General features: G+C 48.8%; 18 protein-coding genes and 1 pseudogene. 13 read left to right on the forward strand and 6 right to left on the reverse strand.

Annotated elements, in window-relative coordinates; translation table 11 throughout:
• Nucleotides 1–503: 503 nt before the first annotated feature.
• The 4 genes from ETR37_RS13020 to ETR37_RS13035 all read right to left on the reverse strand — a co-directional run bounded on the left by ETR37_RS13020 (nucleotide 504) and on the right by ETR37_RS13035 (nucleotide 5,655).
• On the reverse strand, nucleotides 504–2,813 hold the full coding sequence (locus tag ETR37_RS13020; protein WP_129447356.1) for a YhgE/Pip domain-containing protein: 2,310 nt from the start codon (nucleotides 2,811–2,813) through the stop codon (nucleotides 504–506).
• A 75-nt stretch (nucleotides 2,814–2,888) separates the two neighbouring features.
• Nucleotides 2,889–3,458 carry a TetR/AcrR family transcriptional regulator gene (locus ETR37_RS13025; protein WP_129447357.1) on the reverse strand — a complete coding sequence of 190 codons (570 nt, stop codon included), beginning with the start codon at nucleotides 3,456–3,458 and terminating at the stop codon, nucleotides 2,889–2,891.
• A 171-nt stretch (nucleotides 3,459–3,629) separates the two neighbouring features.
• Nucleotides 3,630–5,039, reverse strand: a complete 1,410-nt coding sequence (locus ETR37_RS13030; protein WP_483299679.1) for a sensor histidine kinase — start codon at nucleotides 5,037–5,039, stop codon at nucleotides 3,630–3,632.
• Entirely contained in the window at nucleotides 4,993–5,655 is a 663-nt protein-coding gene (locus tag ETR37_RS13035; RefSeq protein WP_015373859.1) for a response regulator transcription factor, read from the reverse strand. Before ETR37_RS13035 ends, ETR37_RS13030 begins: the two co-directional genes overlap by 47 nt.
• 179 nt (nucleotides 5,656–5,834) lie before the next feature.
• Here ETR37_RS13035 and ETR37_RS13040 point away from each other — a divergent pair, with 179 nt between their 5' ends.
• Genes ETR37_RS13040 through ETR37_RS13050 form a run of 3 tightly spaced genes read left to right on the forward strand, consistent with a single transcriptional unit; the run spans nucleotide 5,835 to nucleotide 7,655 of the window.
• Entirely contained in the window at nucleotides 5,835–6,260 is a 426-nt protein-coding gene (locus ETR37_RS13040) for a PepSY-associated TM helix domain-containing protein (RefSeq protein ID WP_020754554.1), read from the forward strand.
• Nucleotides 6,261–6,283: 23 nt separating this feature from the next.
• Complete coding sequence (locus tag ETR37_RS13045) at nucleotides 6,284–6,469, forward strand: hypothetical protein (RefSeq protein WP_081212707.1); 186 nt, start codon at nucleotides 6,284–6,286, stop codon at nucleotides 6,467–6,469.
• The gene (locus ETR37_RS13050) at nucleotides 6,450–7,655 is read left to right on the forward strand and encodes a S1C family serine protease (protein ID WP_020754555.1); all 1,206 of its coding nucleotides are present in this window, start codon (nucleotides 6,450–6,452) and stop codon (nucleotides 7,653–7,655) included. The genes ETR37_RS13045 and ETR37_RS13050 overlap by 20 nt, the downstream gene beginning before the upstream one ends.
• A 432-nt stretch (nucleotides 7,656–8,087) precedes the next feature.
• Here ETR37_RS13050 and ETR37_RS13055 read toward each other — a convergent pair whose 3' ends face one another.
• On the reverse strand, nucleotides 8,088–9,806 hold the full coding sequence (locus ETR37_RS13055) for a M56 family metallopeptidase (protein WP_129447359.1): 1,719 nt from the start codon (nucleotides 9,804–9,806) through the stop codon (nucleotides 8,088–8,090).
• A gap of 574 nt (nucleotides 9,807–10,380) precedes the next feature.
• Here ETR37_RS13055 and ETR37_RS19390 point away from each other — a divergent pair.
• The 4 genes from ETR37_RS19390 (at nucleotide 10,381) to ETR37_RS13070 (ending at nucleotide 12,367) form a co-directional block, all read left to right on the forward strand.
• Complete coding sequence (locus ETR37_RS19390; RefSeq protein WP_015373864.1) at nucleotides 10,381–10,953, forward strand: IS630 family transposase; 573 nt, start codon at nucleotides 10,381–10,383, stop codon at nucleotides 10,951–10,953.
• Entirely contained in the window at nucleotides 10,907–11,131 is a 225-nt protein-coding gene (locus ETR37_RS19395; RefSeq protein WP_011229679.1) for a transposase, read from the forward strand. The genes ETR37_RS19390 and ETR37_RS19395 overlap by 47 nt, the downstream gene beginning before the upstream one ends.
• A gap of 569 nt (nucleotides 11,132–11,700) precedes the next feature.
• Nucleotides 11,701–12,057 carry a hypothetical protein gene (locus ETR37_RS13065; RefSeq protein WP_223810865.1) on the forward strand — a complete coding sequence of 119 codons (357 nt, stop codon included), beginning with the start codon at nucleotides 11,701–11,703 and terminating at the stop codon, nucleotides 12,055–12,057.
• Nucleotides 12,038–12,367, forward strand: coding sequence for an Mpo1-like protein (locus ETR37_RS13070; RefSeq protein ID WP_129447360.1), 330 nt, complete (start codon nucleotides 12,038–12,040; stop codon nucleotides 12,365–12,367). Before ETR37_RS13065 ends, ETR37_RS13070 begins: the two co-directional genes overlap by 20 nt.
• A 101-nt stretch (nucleotides 12,368–12,468) precedes the next feature.
• Here the strand turns inward: ETR37_RS13070 and ETR37_RS13075 are convergent, their stop codons facing one another.
• Nucleotides 12,469–13,359, reverse strand: coding sequence for an Rpn family recombination-promoting nuclease/putative transposase (locus tag ETR37_RS13075; RefSeq protein ID WP_129447361.1), 891 nt, complete (start codon nucleotides 13,357–13,359; stop codon nucleotides 12,469–12,471).
• Between the two features lie 205 nt (nucleotides 13,360–13,564).
• Here ETR37_RS13075 and ETR37_RS13080 point away from each other — a divergent pair, with 205 nt between their 5' ends.
• The 6 genes and pseudogenes from ETR37_RS13080 to ETR37_RS13105 all read left to right on the forward strand — a co-directional run bounded on the left by ETR37_RS13080 (nucleotide 13,565) and on the right by ETR37_RS13105 (nucleotide 20,596).
• Nucleotides 13,565–14,101 carry an NfeD family membrane protein gene (locus ETR37_RS13080; RefSeq protein WP_033013903.1) on the forward strand — a complete coding sequence of 179 codons (537 nt, stop codon included), beginning with the start codon at nucleotides 13,565–13,567 and terminating at the stop codon, nucleotides 14,099–14,101.
• 21 nt (nucleotides 14,102–14,122) lie between these two features.
• Nucleotides 14,123–15,643, forward strand: a complete 1,521-nt coding sequence (locus tag ETR37_RS13085; protein WP_129447362.1) for a flotillin lipid rafts scaffold protein FloT — start codon at nucleotides 14,123–14,125, stop codon at nucleotides 15,641–15,643.
• A 150-nt stretch (nucleotides 15,644–15,793) separates the two neighbouring features.
• A complete protein-coding gene (locus tag ETR37_RS13090) occupies nucleotides 15,794–16,714 on the forward strand; it encodes a diacylglycerol kinase (protein ID WP_129447363.1) in 921 nt (306 codons plus the stop codon).
• Between the two features lie 76 nt (nucleotides 16,715–16,790).
• Nucleotides 16,791–18,164 (forward strand): 23S rRNA (uracil(1939)-C(5))-methyltransferase RlmD, encoded by a 1,374-nt coding sequence (gene rlmD / locus ETR37_RS13095; RefSeq protein ID WP_129447364.1) that lies wholly within the window; start codon nucleotides 16,791–16,793, stop codon nucleotides 18,162–18,164.
• Between the two features lie 442 nt (nucleotides 18,165–18,606).
• Nucleotides 18,607–18,789 (forward strand): annotated as a pseudogene (locus tag ETR37_RS13100) (hypothetical protein); the annotation flags it as partial.
• 151 nt (nucleotides 18,790–18,940) lie between these two features.
• Nucleotides 18,941–20,596, forward strand: a complete 1,656-nt coding sequence (locus ETR37_RS13105; RefSeq protein ID WP_069303991.1) for a hypothetical protein — start codon at nucleotides 18,941–18,943, stop codon at nucleotides 20,594–20,596.
• Nucleotides 20,597–21,362 lie beyond the last annotated feature (766 nt).

Consider the following 21,362-nt stretch of genomic DNA (forward strand, 5'->3'; position numbering starts at 1 on the left):
CACTAGGGCTGGTTGAGCGCTGACACTCAACTAGCACCACGGGTAAGTAAATAGAATAATCGAAATTATGAAATTCGCAGAATGGTCAAAAACAGCTAAAGTCGATGAAGGTCAACCCGACTATCGTTTTTGGCTCGAACATCCAAAAACGAAGGACAGGCTATTCCATTACAACATTTGGTTTAAGAAGAATAACACAATGATCTTCGATAAAAAAACAGGAAAATATGGGGTCCTTCCTTCAAAATATGAAACTGAATTGAAGCGTTTGCTCAGTGAGTAGGGCAACGTTTCAAGGAGATTGTTTGAACGTCAATTCACGTTTTGCTTCGTAACAAAGTAAACACAAAGAAAAATCCTCTTAATTTTCATTGAGAAGGTGCGAAAGGTGATGGAGAACGTGAAAAAACGGTTCTCCATCATTGTCCCTTGCATCAGAGAGAAATCATGAAAGAATGATAACGATGGCAAGGGTCGATAGAAAAAAACAAGCTTCTGAAGCATTACGCTTCAGAAGCTTGTTCGACGACTGTTGCAAATTGGCGGCGATGTTGGATAGTCAAATAAACGAGTGTTCCCATCATCATGGCAACAACAAATAGCAGCAGCTTGCCGATGTTTTCCCACATAAACGAGAAATCACCGCTTGAGATGACCGCTTTCAATCCGAAAACCGAATACGTCATCGGAAGCCATGCGTTAAAGTGTTGCAACGAGCGTGGAATCAGTTCGAGCGGGAATGTTCCCGCGCTTGTTGTCAATTGCAAAATCAGCACGACAATCGCGATAAATCTTCCTGGATCGCCGAACACGGTAACAAGAAATTGAATGACAGATAAAAATGTGATGCTAGTGACAATGCTAAACACGATAAAGAGCGGGACGCTTTTTACGTGTAAATCGAGTCCAACCAGCAACACGACATCCGCCAGCAGTGCTTGCAAAATCCCAACGCCGATCAAGACGCCGAATTTAGCCAAAAACCAATGCAATGGCGAACGTGGAACCCCTGCTGGTTCGCGAAGCGGAAAGACGATGGAAAGCAACAGCGCACCCACAAACAATCCGAGTGACAAGAAGTACGGCGTAAACCCTGTTCCGTAGTTCGGCACTTTATTGATTTCTTCCTTGTGGAGATTCACTGGTTGGGCAAACATGTCGTAGACAGCCTCATTGGCCTTGACATCGCTTGCTTGTTCGGCTCCTTCTTTCAACTTATTCGCCAATTCTTTTGAGCCGTCTGTCAGTTGGTTGACACCATCTTGCAAATGTTTTGTCCCGTTCGTTAATTCCTTCGTTCCATCCGCTACTTGTTGTGAACCGTTTGCCAACCGACGCGTGCCATCTTGAAGCTGATCTGCTCCTTGAGCCAATGTTTGCAGGCCTGAAGAAAGTGTTCCACTGCCATGGGCAAGCTGGCTTGCTCCTTGTGCAGCTTCTTGCATTTTTTCATACATTGTGTTCATGCCGCTGACGAGTTGTTCTTGGCCATTCGCCAGTGCGTCTGCTCCATTGACAAGTTGTTGTTGACCGGCAAGCAGTTTGTCGATTCCGCGATCGAGAGCGATATGCCCTTCGTGCAGCTGTCGGGCTCCTTCGTGCAAAGAAGAGGCTCCAGAGTGCAACGATTGGGCGCCGCTATTTAACTGTGCAAGGCCGTTTTTGACTTGTTGGCTTCCTGATGATAGCTTCATGATCTGCTGTTTTAATTGTTCGTATACGGCTCTCTGTTGCGCTTGGGGAGTTGCCTTGATGAGCGCATCCAACTGTGTGTCCAACTGCTCAAGACCGTTTGCGACTTGTGCTGCTCCTGTTTGAACTTGTGCGGCTCCTTCCTGCCACTGAGCCAGTGAAGCTGTGAGCTTTGCCGCTCCATCGCTCAATTGTTCAGATCCTTGTAAAAGTTGCGGAATGCGGGCGTCGAGCGCTTGCATCCCCTCATATACGCGTCTTGTCCCTGAAGCAAGATTCGCTGTTCCTTGTTGAGCCTGCTTGGCTCCGGAGAGGAGTTTCTCTTGCCCAGCGGTCATTTGTTTCATCCCGTTGTAAAGCGTTTCGATTCCGGTTTGAACTTGCAATGAGCCACTGGCAGCTTGGTGCAGTCCGTCAGTAAAGCTCACGGATTTTTCCGCGAGTGTCGCTAAATGGTGATATAACGTTTCACTTCCGTCTTGTGCTTTTTTCATGCCATCATACAGTCGGTTTGTTCCGTTTTGTGCTTGGCTGAGTCCGTCATGCAGTTGTGCGGCTCCGTCGCTCGCTTTTGTCAATCCGTCAGCGACGGTTTGAATCGTATCAAACATGCTTTCGGCATATGTTTCTGTTATGGCGTTCGCTACTTCGTTTTTTATTTTTTCAACTGCAGTTTGACCGATTTGTGCCGATAGAAAGTTAAATCCCTCATTCGGTTTGTAAATGAGCTGCAGTTTTTTCGGATGATCGTCTTGCAGCGTTGTCGCATTCCGGGAAAAATCGTCAGGGATTTGAATGAGCATATAATACTTTTGTTCTTTTAACCCTTTTTCCCCTTCATGTTCGGTTACAAAATGCCAGTCAAACTGCTTGTTCTCTTTTAACTTTTCGACAAGATCTTCCCCAAGATGAATCTCTTTGCCGTTGAGAACCGCCCCTTTGTCTTGGTTGACTACAGCGACGGGAAGTTCATCCAAATGATCGTATGGATCCCAAAATGCCCATAGAAACATGCCGCTGTATAGAAGAGGGATGAATAATACAGCTATGACAGGAATCAGTACTTTGCGGTTGGTCAGAATGGCCTTCCATTCTTTCAACCATAATTGAAATGCGTGCATGCCCGAACCTCCTTTGTTTATAATTATGACTGATTTGTCCATTTAGTCATTTTTAGCCCAAAAAGTGAAGGATTATCATGGAGACAATCCTTTCAGCAAATACAGATCAAACAGTTCGGCAATGGTTTGTTGAGACAATGGTTCGTGCTCTTTTTCCCATTCAATGCTTAGTGCGATGTACATTTTAAACATGAAAAATGCCGTTAACTCTGGATCGCAAGAGCGAATGTCCCCTTTTGCCATCGCTTCTTCAATTTTTTCGCGAATATAGGCAATCATTTCGCGATCAAGGCGTTTCATCACATCTCGTACAGCTGCGGTGCCAATATCCCGCATTTCTTGCAAAAGTTTGATGGTTAATTCATGTTCTTGACGGAATGTAAAAATACGCTGCAAGGCGCGTTGGACGTTTTCGCTGAACGGCAAACGATCATCCATAGCCGCATCCGCTTCATGCTTAATTTCGGATATAACAGAGGAAACGATATGGTCAAGCAGCTCTTCTTTGCTTTTGAAAAATGTATAAATCGTTCCTTTGCCGACATTAGCCATCTTCGCTACTTGATCCATTGTCGTTGCTTTGTAGCCGAACAGCGAAAATGATTGGGTGGCGGCATCAATAATTTGTTGTTTTTTATCCGACATGGGCATTCATCCTTTGTTTTGACTAAATGGACGATTTGGTCATCACGTTTTAAATCATAACATGAATACGTTCGATTCGCAACAACAATATTTATGTTTCGTTTTTCTCACTCGACGGCGCGTTCTGTTGGGGGAAGGAAGCCTTGGCCTTGCTGTTTTGTCCCCCTGGATTTAGCGAGGAAGACGAACAAGAAATTCGGTTCCTTCCCCGATTTGACTATGGACGTGGATCGCGCCGCCGTGGGCGTCGACGATCCATTTGGCGATCGACAGCCCGAGGCCGTGGCCGCCTTGTTGGCGAGAGCGCGCTTTGTCGACGCGGTAAAAGCGGTCGAAAATGCGGCCGATGTCTTCCGACGGAATACCGATGCCAGTGTCCTTGACGGAAAGAAACACGTGCTTTGGCTCGGTGCGGATCGACAGCGTCACCTCGCCGCCTTCGGGGGTGTATTTGATCGCGTTGTCAAGCAAAATGTACAACAGCTGCGTCAATTTGTCCGGGTCGGCGGTGACAATCGCCTGCTCGGGAGCGTGAAAATGCATCGTAATCTGTTTTTTCGCCGCCAGTTCCGACATGAGCTGGAACGTGCGCTCGGCGTGCGGGCGGAAATCGAACGTTTGTTTTGAAAGCTCCAGCGCGGCGTGTTTCGCATCCGCGCGGGCGAGCGTCAACAAGTCGTTCATCAGTTTCGTGATTCGCTTCAATTCGTCACGCAGGCGGTCGAGCAAGCGGCGGGCAAAGTCGTTTTTCATCACATCCTCCTCAAGCGAAAGCGCCTCGACGGACGAGAAGACGACGCTGAGCGGCGTCCGCAGCTCGTGCGAGGCGTCAGCCACGAACTGGCGCTGCCGCTCGTACGCTTCTTCAATCGGTGCGAGCGCGCGCTTGGACATAAAGAAGCTGAGCGCGACGCCGACAGCAAGAAACAAAACGGCCAAGCCGATGAGCACAATGAGCAGCCAATGGAACACGCCGAAAAACGACGTGACGTCCATGCCGATATACAGCATGCCCACGAAATCGCCGTGGATGACGAGCGGACGGGCGGCGGCGAGCACGCGCCAGTCGCGGGCCGCTTCGCGCGCGAGGCCGGGCATATGTTCCGGCAAAGAGACGCTCATGTAGACGGGAGCGCGCTCATTTGCCTTGAGATGGGACAAGGCGTTTAAAAAATACGGACGCAGGCGCGGATGCACTTCATCCCCGGCGAGCAGGCCGCCGTTTGGGCCGATGACGTAAAAAAAGAGTTGGTCTTCGCTTAACAAAATGACATTTTCATCATCAAACAAGTCGAAGTTGCTTTGCTTGAGCAGCACTTGTTCGATCGTACTCGCCTCTTGCTCGGCGAGGCGGCTGATGCGCCGCTCTTGGTCAGAGGTGGCGATCCAGTAAAACAGTGCAGCGGCGATCATGATAAACAAGGCGAGAAACAAGGTGAAAATGCCGCTGTAGAGCGCTGTGAGCCGCCAATGGGCGCGGCGGAACAAGTCGGCGCTTCCTAGGCGGCGCAGCCAGTCGCGCCATTCCCTCCAGTTATTTTTCAATTTTATACCCCACTCCTCGAACGGTTTGGATGACATCGTCTTTCAACTTTTTGCGCAATAGCTTGATTGTCGCGTCGATCGTTTTCATTGACACATCGGCATCCCACCCCCAAACGCGGTCCAATATCGTTTCGCGCGGCACGACTTGCCCTTGGTTTTGCACGAGCAAATCGAGAAGCTGAAACTCGCGTGGAGTGAGGAAAATCTCTTCATCGCCGCGATGGAGCGTATGGCTTGTCCGGTTTAAGGTGAAGCCGTGAAACGCCACTTTTTCCTCTTGAAGCGGGACGAACGTCCGCCGTGCGAGCGCCTTGAGCCGCGCGACGAGCTCGTCGATTTCAAACGGTTTGACCAAGTAATCGTCCGCTCCCGCCTCAAGCCCGGTGACGCGGTCGTGGACGGCGTCTTTCGCCGTCAACATCAAAATCGCGCCTGTGTAGCCGTTTTGCCTCAACCGTCGACAAATGTCCACCCCATCGCCGTTTGGAAGCATCCAATCGAGCACGACGACATCGTAAAACTCCGCCATGGCGTAATCGTACGCATCTTCCCCTTCCTGCACCCAATCGATATGGTCGATCCCTTTCTTTTTCAATAAATGAACGATCAGCTCCCCTAGGTGAAGATCGTCCTCGGCCAGCAAAATTTTCATCGCCATTCCTCCCGTTCTGTCTCTCTTCCTTCTTAATCATATCAAATCGTTCGTGAAAAAACGGTGAAAACGCAGCCCATTCGCCGCGCAGAAGGCTGTTCTCTCAAAAAGAATTTTCACCATTTTTTCACCTTCCTTGGCTATCATGATGGACGAAGAGGAAAAGGAGGCAAACGGCGATGAGGAAAATGAGGAATTTGCATCTTTGGATTGGGCTGATCAGTTCGATCTTTTTGCTTGTTGAGGCGGTGACGGGGCTCCTTCTATCCGAGCCGTGGCTGATCGGCCAGGCGGAGCGCGGCGAGATGCACCGCGCCGCGCAGGAAAGAATGAACGCGTTCGGGGCGGGGCAGACGTCGGGGACGGGAGCGTCCACGGCCCCGATGACTCCGCGTGCCGAGGAAGGGGGATCGTCGCTGATGATGTTCGTCCGCCAGCTGCACGAAGGGAGAATCGGTTCGCTTGACATCCGCTGGGCGGTTGATGTCGCGGCGGTGGCGATGATCATTTTGACCGCGACGGGGATTTTCCTGTCGATCCGCACGCTCGCAGCGGGACGGAGGCGGAAGCAGAAGCGGATGACGCCAGCGCCGGAGACGACATAACGTACGCAGGAAGGGATGAAACGATGCATCGGAACAATCGGAGGAAACAGTGCCGCTGGTCCTCCCTTTATGCGAGACCGATCGATGTCGGTGGCATCGTCGTATTTCGCCCGCCATTTCACTGCTTGGCGGCCATTCGCACAAAAATGTCGTATATGCGATTAGGGATCACGAAGGAGGAGATGAGCCATGGACATGATGCCATTTGAACCAACCCCAACGCCAGAACCGAAACGCCGCGGCCGCTTTGTATCGTGGCTCGCCGCTTCCGTCGCAGGGGCGGTGATTGGGAGCGCGGCGACGTGGTATGTGGCGCCGAAATGGATGCATGAAGAAACGAATTCCCAAACGGAAACAGCGGAAACGACCGCAAAAAGCGAGGCGCTGCCATTGCAGCCGACGGCGAACGTCAACACGAATATGATTGACGCTATTAACAAAGTCGCCGATGCGGTCGTCGGGGTCGTCAACATTCAGAAGCAAGTGGACTTTTTCTCTGATCAAGCGCAAGATACCGAAGCGGGAACGGGGTCGGGCGTCATCTTTAAAAAAGACGGCAATGCGGCCTACATTGTGACGAACAACCATGTCATTGAAGGGGCGAACAAAGTCGAAGTGGCGCTCGCGAACGGCAAGAAAGTGAACGCCGACATCGTCGGCGCGGATGCACTCACCGACCTCGCCGTCTTGAAAATCCCTGCTGAAGGGGTGACGAAAGTGGCGAGCTTCGGCGACTCGTCGAAGGTGAAAATCGGCGAGCCTGTCGCGGCGATCGGCAACCCGCTCGGCCTTGATTTGTCGCGGACGGTGACGGAAGGGATCGTCAGCGGCAAACGGACGATGCCCGTCTCAACGTCAGCGGGCGATTGGGAAATCGACGTCATCCAAACGGACGCCGCGATCAACCCGGGCAACAGCGGCGGGGCGCTCATCAACAGCGCGGGGCAAGTGATCGGCATCAACAGCATGAAAATCGCGGAAACGGGCGTCGAAGGGCTCGGCTTTGCCATCCCGAGCGAAAACGTCAAACCGATCGTCGAGCAGCTGATGAAAGATGGGAAAATCAAACGCCCGTACCTTGGCGTCCAGCTTGTCGATGTGGCGGATTTGTCCGATGATGTCCGCACGAATGAATTGAAATTGCCGTCGAACATCACAAGCGGGGCGGCCGTCACGTCCGTCGAACCGTTCTCCCCAGCCGCCGCGGCCGGATTGAAATCGAAAGACGTCATCACGGCGATCAACGGGGAGAAAATCGACAGCGTCAGCGCGTTGCGCAAATATTTGTATACGAAAACAGCGGTCGGTGATCGCATCAAACTGACGATCTATCGCGACGGGTTTGAGACGACCGTATCGGTCACCTTAAAAGCGAGAGACAGCAGCCAGTCGTAAGAAGACATCGCCTCTTTTCAGCCGAAGCGGCTGGAAAGAGGCGATGTTCATTTTCGTGTGCGGCGCTTGCTCATGATGCTGGAGTATAAAGCGAAATGAGACGGCTGTACGTTGATTCCGTGTCGTCAGCACTTTTTGTATCGAGTCTGCTCATATTGCGAGAGCTGGCAGGACGACGTGCAGCCGTTGCATGTCCGAGAGTGGGTGCGCCCTCAATACAGGGGGCCCCATGATCCGAATCATCACTTCGCTCGGAATGATGTTGGAGGAAGGGCTTCGTTTGCTGTTGTCACAAGGACCGAATTCCTTGGCTAGAATAGGCGTGCCTACTACGAGCCACAAGGACGTTCGTGCCTCATATGTACAACAGCGAAGTCTCACGAAGGGATCTCAGTTGTCCATGGAGATGAGTAAGTTTGCTCACCTACGGTTTCAATTGGGCAACGACTCTCGGAAGCGGCTGCACCACCATAATTTGATTTTCCTGATGCTCCATTCGGTTTCTGTTGTTTGAAGCGCATGAACACGCCAATACATGGGCGGATGGGGCATAAACTGGAATTCCAAAAATCTAAAAAACCAAGAATCTCTTTCTAAGGAAGAGATTTTTTTGTCCTTTTTATTTGCTTCTTGCTCGTTTTTAAAATCAATGTGGTATCCTACAGACTTTTCCAATGCTCGATCTTGATATTCACACAGGATCGTCAAACTGTTAGCCATTTGAGCATTCCCACCGTCCAACAGCGTTGCTCCTAAATGATCTGCCCGGACTTCCATCCACTGTGTGAATAGAGATTGGAAAGCAGGAAGCAGAAAAATCAAGAGCCATAGGCCGAGAAAAACAAAGATTTGATTATGTTCTAGCCAATTTGGAAAGGCTTCATGGATAAGGAAAACACCAGCAAAAACTAACCCGATCAACGCAAATCGCAATAACTGTCCTATCAAGACATCTCGCTTTTTCACATGAATCGCCTCATGAGCCAAAATGCCTTCAATGGCTTCATGGGGAAGTTTCAGCGTTTCTGAAGTTAACGCTACCAATGATCGACCAATATTCGCACCTATCGCAAAACCGTTATATTCGGCCGATTCCGTAACATAAATATCAACATGAGAAAGGCCGGCACGTGAAAAGACTTTCTCGATGATGGGCAGCAAATCGGGATCGTCTATTTTCCTCATATCTAAAGCGATTTTCAATACGCGATCCGAAATCCATAGATTGAATATCCAAAATAGTATAATAACAGCGGTTGTTGCGATCGGCCCGATCCCCAGCAAAGTAAACAGTGTGAGAAGGGCTGCATAAGCTCCCACCCCTTTCACCGTTGCTGCAAAATACCATTTTCCTAAAAGTCGTTTCCAATTTTTCGGATGATAAAAAGGCTTTACTTCGAACTCTTCCGTTTTATGTATTTCTCCTTTAAGGAGAAAATCCATCGATTCTAATGGATCAGGGGTGAGATAAACTTTTTCACCGGAAAAAGATAACTTCCACGTTTTCCCCATGCTGGTCGTATAGTCCATATTAGGAGAGAACAAAGAAAAAAGCTGGAATAGTTGCAACACATCCGGCCTTGTCTGAACGCTTACTTCTGAAAGTTCCTTCAATGGATATTTTTTGGTTTCAAACAAAGATACAGCATATAATGCTTCTTCGTGTTCTGCGTAAAAAAGGCGGAGAGAGCGAAGCAGTCCCACTCTTTTTGTCAGCCCAACAAAAAGAGAGATGAAGCTATATAAAAGGATGAACGTAATCGCGGAATTCGGCCCGAAAAGGAAATAAAGAACAGCAATGACGATGAAAAATCCGGAAAATAACAAATCCGCTAATAGGCGCTCTTTATTTTTAGACAAGACTATTTCTCTCGCACCTTGTTCTTTTAGTTGATCGATGATCTCTTTCAATTGGGTTTTGCTTCTTTCCGGTACCGGAGAGCTAAAAAAGCTAAATCCAAATATAAAAAAAATGGGCACCGTTTTTATAAACCCTTGATCTAAGAACACATAGACGATCCATCCGATTCCGAGTATCGCAGTGAGGATATGTACATATAAAGAAGGACACCATTTTTTAAAAAAGTATGCCAAGAAACCGAGAAAAAAGCCGACTGCAGCAGTCCAAATCGATATAGTCACATCTGGCATCTGTTGCTCCCCCTGTCTAGTTGAAAAAGTGCAAGAAAACCCCTAGTCATTATTTATCACTTAAGTAAATCCACTAACACCCATTGGTAACGAAATTCGTCCATTCTACATGTAGGTGGTTGACAATGGCATGTTGTTGAACGTTCATGAACGTTTTTCTCCAATATTGGTTCTTTTTTCAATTGACATTATAGCAGGGACAGGTTCGTTTTGTATATCTTTTTCTTTTTTCACTCCACTGCGCTTGTTGGGGAACATGAATATGACCTACAATATTTTCCTCACATGTAACGGATAACGATCATTCATGTAGGAGAGGAACCGTATGATTAAGAGACCCGTTTTTGTATGACTCATGTTGTTGTCTTCCGCATGATTCGTGATTTACGCTTACGAAAGCGAGCGGTCAGTGTCCTGGTATGTTCGTTGCATGAATGGATCAGCAGATTGTTGCTGATGTTTTGACCATTCATTGTATATACATGCTCATTGAAAAGTTAACCTTCGCATAAGCGGTGCCCACTCCGGTTATACTGTCCCTAAGGAAAAGTATGGAAAAGGAGCGGAATTCTGCATGAAACGTCTCAAAATCACCAACGATCACGGATGGACACCTCGGACACTTCGCAAACAGGAACGGAAAATCAAAAACACCCTTCTTCGACAACGGGTGATGGCCGTTCGCCTCGTCATGGAAGGCTATTCGGGCAAAGAAGCGGCCTCCATGGTCAACGTGTGCCGACAAACCGTTTCCCATTATGTGTCGCTGTTCAACGAAGGCGGCCTTGAACTCCTGCTTCATCGGGATTTCGCCCCCGGGCGAGAGCCGTTTCTCACCGAAGAACAGCAGGAAAAGATCAAACAGCTTGTGTTGACCACCACTCCCGCCGAACTGGGCTGGGACGTCGCCTCGGCGTGGAACACCAAACTCCTGCAATCCTATGTCGCAAAGCAATTCGGTGTTTCCATTTCCCGCGAAGCGCTGCGAAAACTCCTGCACCGCAAAGGGCTGTCGTGGACACGACCGACGTACACACTGGCGAAAGGGAACCCGGATGAGCAAAAGCAATTGGAAAAGCAAATGGATCTGATCAAAAAACTTGATCACCAAGGACACAGAAGATGCCGTTCTTCTGTACATCGATGAAACCCATATCCGCTCTTACCATGTCTTGCGGTCCACATGGTCAGAAGTCGGCCGCCAAAAACAAGTGCCGACGTTCGGCCATCATGCCCACGTATCGCGGTTTGGCGCGGTCAACATCCACGATGGCGAAACGGTGCTTCATCAAACGACTGCCGCGCCAATGCCGCGACGTTCTTGAATTTCTTGAGAATGCTCAAAGAGCGCTATCCAGACCGTCTCATCGTCTTGGTGTTGGATCACGCCCGCATTCAGCTTGTGGAAATGGCTGAAAGACACCGTGATCGCCAATGTGTTTCACAAACATCGAAACGATATCGTCCAGGCCATTGCTCGGTTTGCGGACGACATCCACGAACGTCCGCAGGAAGTGCTGCAACGCTTAGGGTGTGCAGGATGACTGAGAAGTTAACTCTTCATGTTGCATGTATATAGAATTAGGTATTGATTCTCAAGTGCTAAACATAACAAAAGCGAACTGACTGCAGCTGAGCGGGCATGATCCCAAAAATGGAGGAGATCCCGTTCTAAGAGTTACGTCCTTCTGTGTTCCCACACTCTTTCCCGCAACTTGAAAACACAATTCATTATGAAGGGGAGCTTTGTGGGTGCAGGCCAAATGTGTGTTGAACTTGAGCAGCCGCTCCCTCACAGAGGAAGGGAACATCGTTCTAACAGGAAGGAACTCTTTTGGTTCTCATCGAATATGGCCATTATGACGGATGAAAAGGGATTTGAAAGGGATTTGAAATGGGTCCGAGTGCGCCGCTATGGATGTCCGTGTTGTACTACATTATGTGCATGGCCACCTTGATTGTCGGTGTGGCGATGCTAGTGAAAGGAACGGTTCGCCGCTTGTATTCGCTCGTTGCGGTGATCGCAGTGCCGCTCTTTTTTCTGAACAATTTTCACACCATCGCCAGGGTCGGCGTCGATCCGTTCGCCTACTGGCAGCAATCCCTCATCGAAGGGCAATGGTGGGCGTGGCTGTCGCTTGTGCTGTTTCTGTACATGATCGGGTACTGGGTGCTGCTCGTTCGCGGCATTCGTGGGCGGCGCGCCGCATCCGTCGAAGGGGGAAAGGGAGATGGAATTCCGCGATTATGAAGAGTTTTGGCCCTTTTATTTGACCCAGCACCGGAAACGAGCGACAAGGCGTTGGCATTTTGTCGGAACGAGCTTCGTGTTTTTGTTTGTGATCATCGCGATCGCGACGAGGAATGCGTGGTGGTTGCTCGGCGCGCCAATCGCCGCCTATGCGCTCGCCTGGTTCAGCCACTTTTTCATCGAAGGAAACAAGCCCGCCACCTTCGGCCATCCGTTTTGGTCGCTTCGGGCCGATTTTCGCATGTACAGGCTCATGCTTACGGGGCAGCTTGGGCGGGAATTGGAGCGGATGGGGATTTCAGAGGAATAAAGCGAAGAACGATGAAAAGACCTTCTCCCTGAAGATGTTCCAAAGTTTGGAGAAATGGGGGGCGGCAACCCGAATGATTCAGGGAGAAGGGGTTTGCCTTCTCATGGCTTCAATTGTTCAATCGTTTCTAGCGGCAGTCCGGTCAGTTCATGGATCGTGTCAGCATCAAATCCTTTTGCCAACATTCGTTTCGCAACATCCAACTTTGCTTTCTCCATTCCTTTCTCTATTCCTTTTTCCATTCCTTTTTCCATTCCTTTTTCCATGCCTTTCTGCTCGTATGACACGATAAGTTCCATGACTTTGGCAGCCTCCTTCTCCTCCATGGTCTTCACCTCATTTCGCAGTCGGACTTCTTCTTCCTCCGATAACCGCAAATACGTTTCGAAAAAGCCGAACAACAGACGCTGTCTCGCCTCATCGAGCTCGAGGCGGGTGAGCATGCGCAAAAATTCCTTTTTCACTTCCACCTTCTCCTCTTCATTATACCCCATTTTGCTTAACAGGGCGGCGGCGACCGGGTTGTCATGGCGGATGTATGTGCGCCATGGGAGTTTGGACAATTCCACCGTCAAAAAACGGAAATCGAGAACGGTCAAAAACGGAAACGAAACGGTGAATGAAGATGGTTCATCGCGGATGGCATCATAGCTGAAGATGGCGATCGGAAGAATGCGGCGGCGGTGTTTTTGAAACAAGCGGCTGAAATAAATGAACATTCGCTCTGAAAACGAGGATTGGATGTAGCTTTGATGTTCGATGTGGACGACGATCAGTCCATCTTCTCCTCTCAGCTTCGTCTCGACCAATAAATCGACTCGATGTTTTTCACCCGCGGTGACATCGGTCAGCACTTCTTCTGATAAAAAGGAAAGGTAGTGAAAGTCAATCTGTTCGTGTACGTGAGGAAAGAAGAGGAGAACAAATTCTTCAAAAAAGGTGCTCAACAACTCTTTAAACAGCCGATCGTGGTCAATGCGCGTTTCTGACATGGTCTTCCTCCCGATATGTTTTTAGATTCGCATAGCTTGATTCGCCTTGCACTATGCAAAATCCTGCCGGTCTCCCTGCATTTTTTCTGCTGTTAGAAGAAGGAAATCAGGGAGGATTGTCGAATTTTGATGACATTGGAAAAATGATGAAACCAATGGCTGCCCTCGCCGTATGTATAAGCGAAGGGGAAAGGAGGGAGGGGAGTTGTTCAGCCATTCGCCTGAAGTTGTGTACGGATGGGTGCTTGTCGTCAGTGCGTTGTTGACGGTTTTGTATTTTTTCTTCAGCGATGTGCTTGACGGTTTGTTCGATGTGGCTGATCATCCGCTGTTCAGTCCGCAGCTAGTTTTATCGTTTTTCATTGTTGGCAGCGCGGTCGGATTGCTGGCGGAATGGTACACAGACTGGGCATCGAGCTTGGTTCTGTGGCTTGCCATCGGCGTGGCGCTTGTTGCTGTGTTGCTGTTGCACTTTTTCGTTTTTTTGCCGCTCCGTTCGGCTGAGGCGTCACTTGGGTATACGGACGCCGATTTGGAGGGGGCGCTTGCTAAAGTGATCGTCTCGGTGCCGCCTGACGGGTTGGGCGAAATTCTCATCTCCCGTAAAAGCGGCGCGGTGGCCAAAGCGGCGAAAAGCGCAAATAATGAGGCCATTCCGTCAGGGGAAGAGGTCATCATCGTACAAATGGAAAACGGCGTCGCTGTGGTGGCGAGGCACGATCCGTATCACCTTTCCATCTAAAACAAAGAAAGGGGACTTGTCATGGTTGCGCCATGGTTGATGGTCATTGGTGTCGTCGTCTTGCTTCTTGTCGGCCTTATTGCCATTTTTATTGCCCGCTACCGCACCGTCGGGCCGGACGAGGCGCTCATTGTAACGGGCAGTTACTTAGGAAGCAAAAACGTTCATGTCGATGAATCGGGAAACAAAATCAAAATCGTCCGCGGCGGCGGCACGTTCGTCGTGCCGATTTTCCAACAGGCTGAGCCGCTGAGCCTATTGTCGATCAAGCTTGACGTGCAAACGCCCGAGGTGTACACCGAACAAGGCGTGCCCGTGATGGCGGACGGGGTGGCCATTATTAAAGTCGGCAGCTCAATCGGCGAAATCGCGACCGCGGCCGAGCAGTTTTTAGGCAAAACACGCCAAGATATGGAAAACGAAGCGAAAGAAGTGCTCGAAGGCCATCTCCGTTCCATTCTCGGGTCAATGACTGTTGAAGAAATTTACAAAAACCGCGACAAGTTTTCGCAAGAAGTGCAGCGTGTCGCGTCGCAAGATTTGGCGAAAATGGGGCTCGTCATCGTCTCGTTTACGATCAAAGACGTGCGCGACAAAAACGGCTACCTTGATGCACTCGGGAAACCGCGCATCGCCCAAGTGAAGCGCGACGCCGACATCGCAACAGCCGAGGCGGAAAAAGAGACGCGCATCAAGCGCGCCGAAGCGGACAAGGAAGCGCGCAAAGCCGAGCTCGAGCGGCTGACGGAAATCGCCGAAGCGGAGAAAATCAACCAACTGAAGCTCGCCGAGTTCCGCCGCGAACAAGACATCGCCAAAGCGCGCGCCGACCAGGCGTATCATTTGGAGGAAGCGAAGGCGAAACAAGAAGTGATGGCCCAACAAATGCAAATCAAAATCATCGAGCGGCAAAAACAAATCGAGCTCGAAGAAAAAGAAATTTTGCGCCGCGAGCGCCAATACGACTCGGAAGTGAAGAAAAAAGCCGATGCCGAGCGCTATGCGATCGAACAAAAAGCGGCGGCGGAAAAGGCGAAACAAATCGCCGAAGCCGATGCGCAAAAGTACCGCGTCGAAACGCTGGCGAAAGCGGAAGCGGAGCGCGTCCGACTCGACGGGTTGGCAAAAGCCGAGGCGGAGAAAGCGAAAGGGGAAGCGGAAGCGGAAATCATCCGACTGAAAGGCCTCGCCGAAGCGGAAGCGAAACAAAAGATCGCCGAAGCGTTCGAGCGCTATGGCCAGGCTGCGGTGCTCGACATGATCATCAAGATGCTTCCGGAGTATGCGAAACAAGTGGCGAGCCCGCTTGCGAACATCGAGAAGCTGACGATCGTCGACACCGGCTCAGGAGCGGGGGGCGGCGCCAACCGCGTCACGGGCTATGCGACGAACTTAATGGCGAGCTTGCAGGAGACGTTAAAAGCGTCAACGGGCATCGATGTGAAGCAGTTGCTTGAGAACATCGCCCAAGGGGGCGCACCCGCCCATGCCCAGCCGCTCGGTGCGCCAGCATCGTCCCAAGAGGCGAAGACAACAGAATGATGCCTATCCTCCCACAGCGCCCTTCGCTTGAACCCGAGGGCGCTGTTTCTCGCCGCCTTGTTCACGACATTCGTCGGAGTTGCGCATCAAGCGTTGTTTCGTTATGATGGGAACGAGTGGAATGGAAAAAAAGGAAGTAGGTTGAGAATAATGAAACGAGCTCGAATTATTTATAACCCGACATCGGGTCGCGAGTTGTTTAAGCGCCATTTGCCTGATGTGCTCGTGCAGTTGGAAAAGGCGGGCTATGAAACGTCGTGCCACGCCACCGAAGGGCCGGGGGATGCGACGGAAGCAGCGCGCCAGGCCGTCCTGCGGGAATTTGATCTCGTTGTCGCCGCAGGGGGCGACGGAACGATCAATGAAGTCGTCAACGGCATCGCCGATCAGCCGCATCGGCCGACACTGGGCGTCATTCCCGTTGGGACGACGAACGATTTCGCCCGCGCCATCGGCGTGCCGCGTTCGATTGAAGGGGCGTGCGACGTGATCGCCACGGGTGAGCCCGTCCCGATTGACATCGGCTGTGTGACGAACGAAGACAAAACGCGCTATTTCATCAACATCGCGGGCGGCGGGCGCCTGACCGAGCTCACCTACGAAGTGCCGAGCAAGCTGAAAACGATGCTTGGCCAGCTCGCCTATTACTTGAAAGGGATCGAGATGTTGCCGTCCATCAAGGCGACCGAAGCGCAAATTGAGTATGACGGCAAACTGTTCGAAGGTGAGATTATGATGTTTTTAGTTTCGCTCACGAACTCGGTCGGCGGGTTTGAAAAACTGGCACCCGATTCATCATTGAATGACGGCTTGTTCGATTTTATCATCGTCAAGAAAACGAACTTGGCCGAATTCATCCGCCTTGTCACCCTCGCGGCGCGCGGCGAGCACATCAACGACCCACACGTCATTTACACGAAAGCGAACCGGGTGAAAGTGCACTCGCCGATGCAGCTGAACTTAGACGGCGAATTCGGCGGCATGCTTCCAGGGGAGTTCGTCAATTTGCGCCGCCATATTGACGTATTGATGCCAAAAGAAAAGGCAGAACAAGTGAGAACAGGAAGATAAGCCTGTTCTTTTCTTATGCCTTTCCCCTATAAAGGGCACGCTACATATACAGAGGAACGGCAGAAAGGAGAACGACATGACGAAGCAGCAACCACCAGTCGCCAAAAACGAGTATTATGACGTCACATTCACCGATTTGACCCACGACGGGCTCGGGGTGGCGAAAGTCGACGGCTTTCCGTTGTTTGTGAAACACGCGCTTCCCGGCGAGCGGGCGAAGGTGAAAGCGATCAAAGTGAAAAAAGGGTATGGGTACGGCCGCCTCGTGGAGCTGTACGAACCAAGCCCCGACCGCGTTGAGCCGCCGTGCCCCGTCTATCGCCAATGCGGCGGCTGCCAGCTGCAACACCTCAGCTACGAAGGCCAGCTGAAAGCGAAGGAAAAGCAGGTGAAAGAAGTGCTCGCCCGCATCGGCAAGCTAGAAGGCGTCACCATCCATCCCGTCATCGGGATGAAGAACCCATGGCGCTACCGCAACAAGGCGCAAGTGCCGGTCGGCGAGCGCGAAGGGGGCTTGGTGGCGGGCTTTTACAAGGAGCGGACGCATGAAATCATCGATATGGACGCCTGCCTCATCCAGCAAGAGGCGAACGATGTCGTCGTCCAGGCCGTGAAGCGCATCGCCGAGCGCTATGGTATTCCCCCATACGACGAAGCTACGCACAAGTGCGTTCTTCGCCATATTGTCGCCCGCTACGGCGCGTCAACTGGCGAGGTGATGGTCGTGCTCGTCACCCGCACGGACCATCTGCCACACGAACAGGACATTGTCCGTGACATCGTCCGCGCCATTCCGGGCGTGAAATCGATCGTGCAAAACGTCAACCCCGAGCGGACGAACGTCATTTTCGGCGCCAAAACGCGGGTGTTATGGGGAAGCGAGTTCATCACCGACCGCATCGGCGGCATTCAATTCGCCATCTCGGCCCGCTCGTTTTACCAAGTCAACCCCGAACAGACGAAAGTGCTGTATGACAAAGCGCTCGAATACGCGGAGTTGACCGGGCGGGAGACGGTGATCGACGCCTACTGCGGCATCGGCACGATCTCGCTCTTTTTGGCGCGTAAAGCGAAACACGTCTACGGCGTCGAAATCGTCCCCGAAGCGATCGAAGACGCCAAGCGCAACGCCAAACTCAACGGCATCCAAAACGTCACCTTCGAAGTCGGCGCCGCCGAAGACGTCATCCCGCGTTGGTATCAAGAAGGCATCCGCGCTGACTGCTTGGTCGTTGACCCGCCGCGCAAAGGCTGTGACGCCTCGCTGCTTGAGACGATCATCGCCATGAAACCGCCGCGCGTCGTCTACGTCTCGTGCAACCCGGCGACGCTCGCCCGCGACTTGCGCATCCTAGAAGACGGCGGCTACGAAACGATCGAAGTCCAGCCAGTGGACATGTTTCCGCACACGGCGCATGTGGAGTGTGTGGCGAAAATTCGGTTGAGATAAGACAACGGGCCGGTGGATCCGGCCTTGTTGTTTGCAGTCGAATTGGGCAAACGGCCATGACGACACGAATGACATGATAAAGATTTCATCCGCCTGCAAAACTGGGGGCTGGATGAGATCCATCCTATTGAGAATCCACAACACTTGCAAGTGTTCCTCGAACGGTTATGGTGAACGACTCCCGCTTCATGCAAAGCACAGTTGGAGTTTCTTTGCCCCAAATGTCACCCTCTGTCTTCCTGAGCGTCAACCGGCATAAAACGTATTTTTCTTCCCCTTTTTGTATCGAAAACCGTATATAATAGAGATTGGAAATCACAAGGAGGTACATAGAAGCCATGCTCACAGGCGAATTGCGCCATAAAGTCGATAAAATATGGGAAACGTTTTGGACAGGCGGCATTACGAACCCGCTGACGGTCATTGAACAGTTTACGTAGCCAAATTGATCATCGATTACTTTGTGAAAAACGGAGTCATGGACAAGCGGGTGCTGCAGGAAGAACCGTTTAAAACCGTCGGCAGCATTGTTGAACTCTTTAAAGACAACATGGATGACGCGCGGAGGATTATTAGCATTATCGATGAGATTAACAGAAATTCAGAAGATATTGTGGGGGCGTAGCTGAAAACATTTTGCTGGTATCTAAACTTATTAAAGAATATTCGGTTAGTTGGGCCTTAATTGCTCAACTAGCCGAATAAATATATTAAGTGGCAACATGCTCATTAGATTTGTACGGAGATCGCAAGTAAGTAACAGGGTGGTTAAATTAATGAATTTTATTTCAAGTTTATACGATGAGAAAAAGGTATTAATAACTTTAGAAAAGTATGATATCTCTGACCTAAGTACTCCCCATACGATTAGAACAATAATTGATAATTTTGAGGAAATGAAAAGTTATTATGAAAAGAAGAGCTTTGGATGTATTGATGATATAAATGATTACATTGATGTTTTGTTTTTGAAGTTCGTAACCCTATACAACGAAGATTCTGACTATTTGCTTGAGCCTTATAAGGGGCAGTTAAAACAGGTTATTAAATATTCAGCGAGCAAATTGAATCAAGTCAATAACTCAAGTTTAGTAAAATTTATTGCGTCATCTTATAAAGATATTTTTAGATATAATAATAAGTATTTCAAAAGTGGAGTTAAAGACTTGACAATACAGCTAATTATAAAATTTTACAATGTACTTAAGAACTCAGGTATTTTGGAATATATGATACGGGAAATGCCTATTTTTGTTTACGATAAGTTTAGTGAATTGTCAAATATATTAAAGGATAATAATGGGGAATTAATGAGATGTTTGTTGCTGGATGATGACAATTTTGAAAAACTCTGTGCCTATAGATTTGAAAATATTTGTGAAACGGTTGAAAGATTATATCAAAGCAATTTTAGGGACATTGCATGTGAATTGGGAGACAAAATATATAGGTATATTGAGAATCAGTTCAATAGCGGGACACAGCATGTTTATTATTTGCAAACCATCATTCACAGAGCGAATAAAACACTGTATTTTATACGTTCCGAACATTCAAGACAAATAGAGAATTATCTTAGAAGAATTAACGAAGAGGCAGAGAAATTCTTGTTAGAGAATGGCCAAGAATTCCACTTTGAATTATCAACAGCTTCATATGATGATTTAATGGAAGAATTGGATAAAATAGGGTTAGACTATTTTACAAAATATATGACAATAACACATCGGCTAAACACTCATAATCTTTGGTACTCAATATTGGAGGAAGGGGCAAAGAGTTATGAACCTTCATTAGTTGATTTGGTAAGAACACCTTTTAACTCCAACCAGTATTTTACATATGGGAAGTTCAGTGCAATGGATCGACTGATCACTAGTCATTCAATGTCGTTGCTTTACTGGTTTAGAAAACCGAATAGAGTAAACGAATTTAGGGATTCTCTAAAAATGGTTATTGACTCTATTTTCGAGGTTCTGAATCACGATACAAAATACGATGACTTAGATAAGGATATAGATGCGTTAATAATGATCCTTTGTGATAGTAGGGATACTAGTGAAGCTGTGTTTTACCAGATGAAAGCAATGTTTGTGATCACATTTCTAGAGAAAGTACTTAGACTTATTTATATATGTATTGAAGAGAATGCCTTTTTTGAAAGGTCAAGGATAACACTTGGTACAATCCTAGGGACTTCAAGTAATAATGTGGGTGTATTAGACAATATAATTGGTGAACACCATCATCGCTGGACTAGATATTATTTTTTACATGAGGATAGAGATGTAGGCCTTAATTATCGTAATAGATTGGCTCATTCAATAGATATAAGTGTCGGTGAAATAACACTCCCGGTTTTTATGAAAATTGTTTGGCTAACTCTCTCGACAATTAATTCAATTTTCGTGAATCTGATAAATAACGGTTAAGGATTAGGCAAACTATAAAGGGGTACTGATGTGAATTTTGTAGCGGCTAACAATTACGAATAACAAATTGAGGTATCAAAGCGGGAAATTCCTACGGGGAGCGTATGATGCCTCCTGAGCAGTTTTCTAAATGAGTTTTACAAATAATTGAGTTTTCATCAACAGAGGAACAAGTTATCGCCAACCAATCACTCAGCTTTTGTTGTTTTTTGTAAGAAAAAAGTGCAGAGTATTTCAGTATATAAATTCTGTCATATTGAATAAAAATTCAACCAAATTCTCGCTATTAAAGGCTTAATATGGAGCCTCTGCAGCCATGATTCTTTTGCTAAGCAGCCAGCTGTAGCAGATTTGGCAAACCTAAGCAGGTCATCATGGCTGCTATTCCATGTAAAGACCCTATGCATAACGTTTGTTTTGCGCATCTCTGCACTTTTATTTTGCACTAAACATCCCAAAAGAACTATCTCGTTTTTGGAATCATGCTTCTATCATGGCTGATTTGTATTGTTTCCTGCTGTTCTTTTTTTATCAAAAAGGATTAGGTGAACACTGCTACTATCTCGATATCTGCGATCACTACTCAACGCATGTGGAGTGTTGTGTGTTGCTAATTAAAAAGTAGAAGGTACATGGGGATCTGAGAATCTGTAATGTAAATTATCATTTTATTTCAGCACAAAACGCCCATTTTCTTGCACATTCTTTCAGAAAGCCCTCTCCCCTTTTCTGAAGGAATGTGCTAAATTTTTTGTGAATTGTTTCG

Source organism: Geobacillus sp. PK12 (assembly GCF_004123125.1).
In the GTDB taxonomy this organism is placed as follows: Bacteria; Bacillota; Bacilli; order Bacillales; family Anoxybacillaceae; genus Geobacillus; species Geobacillus zalihae.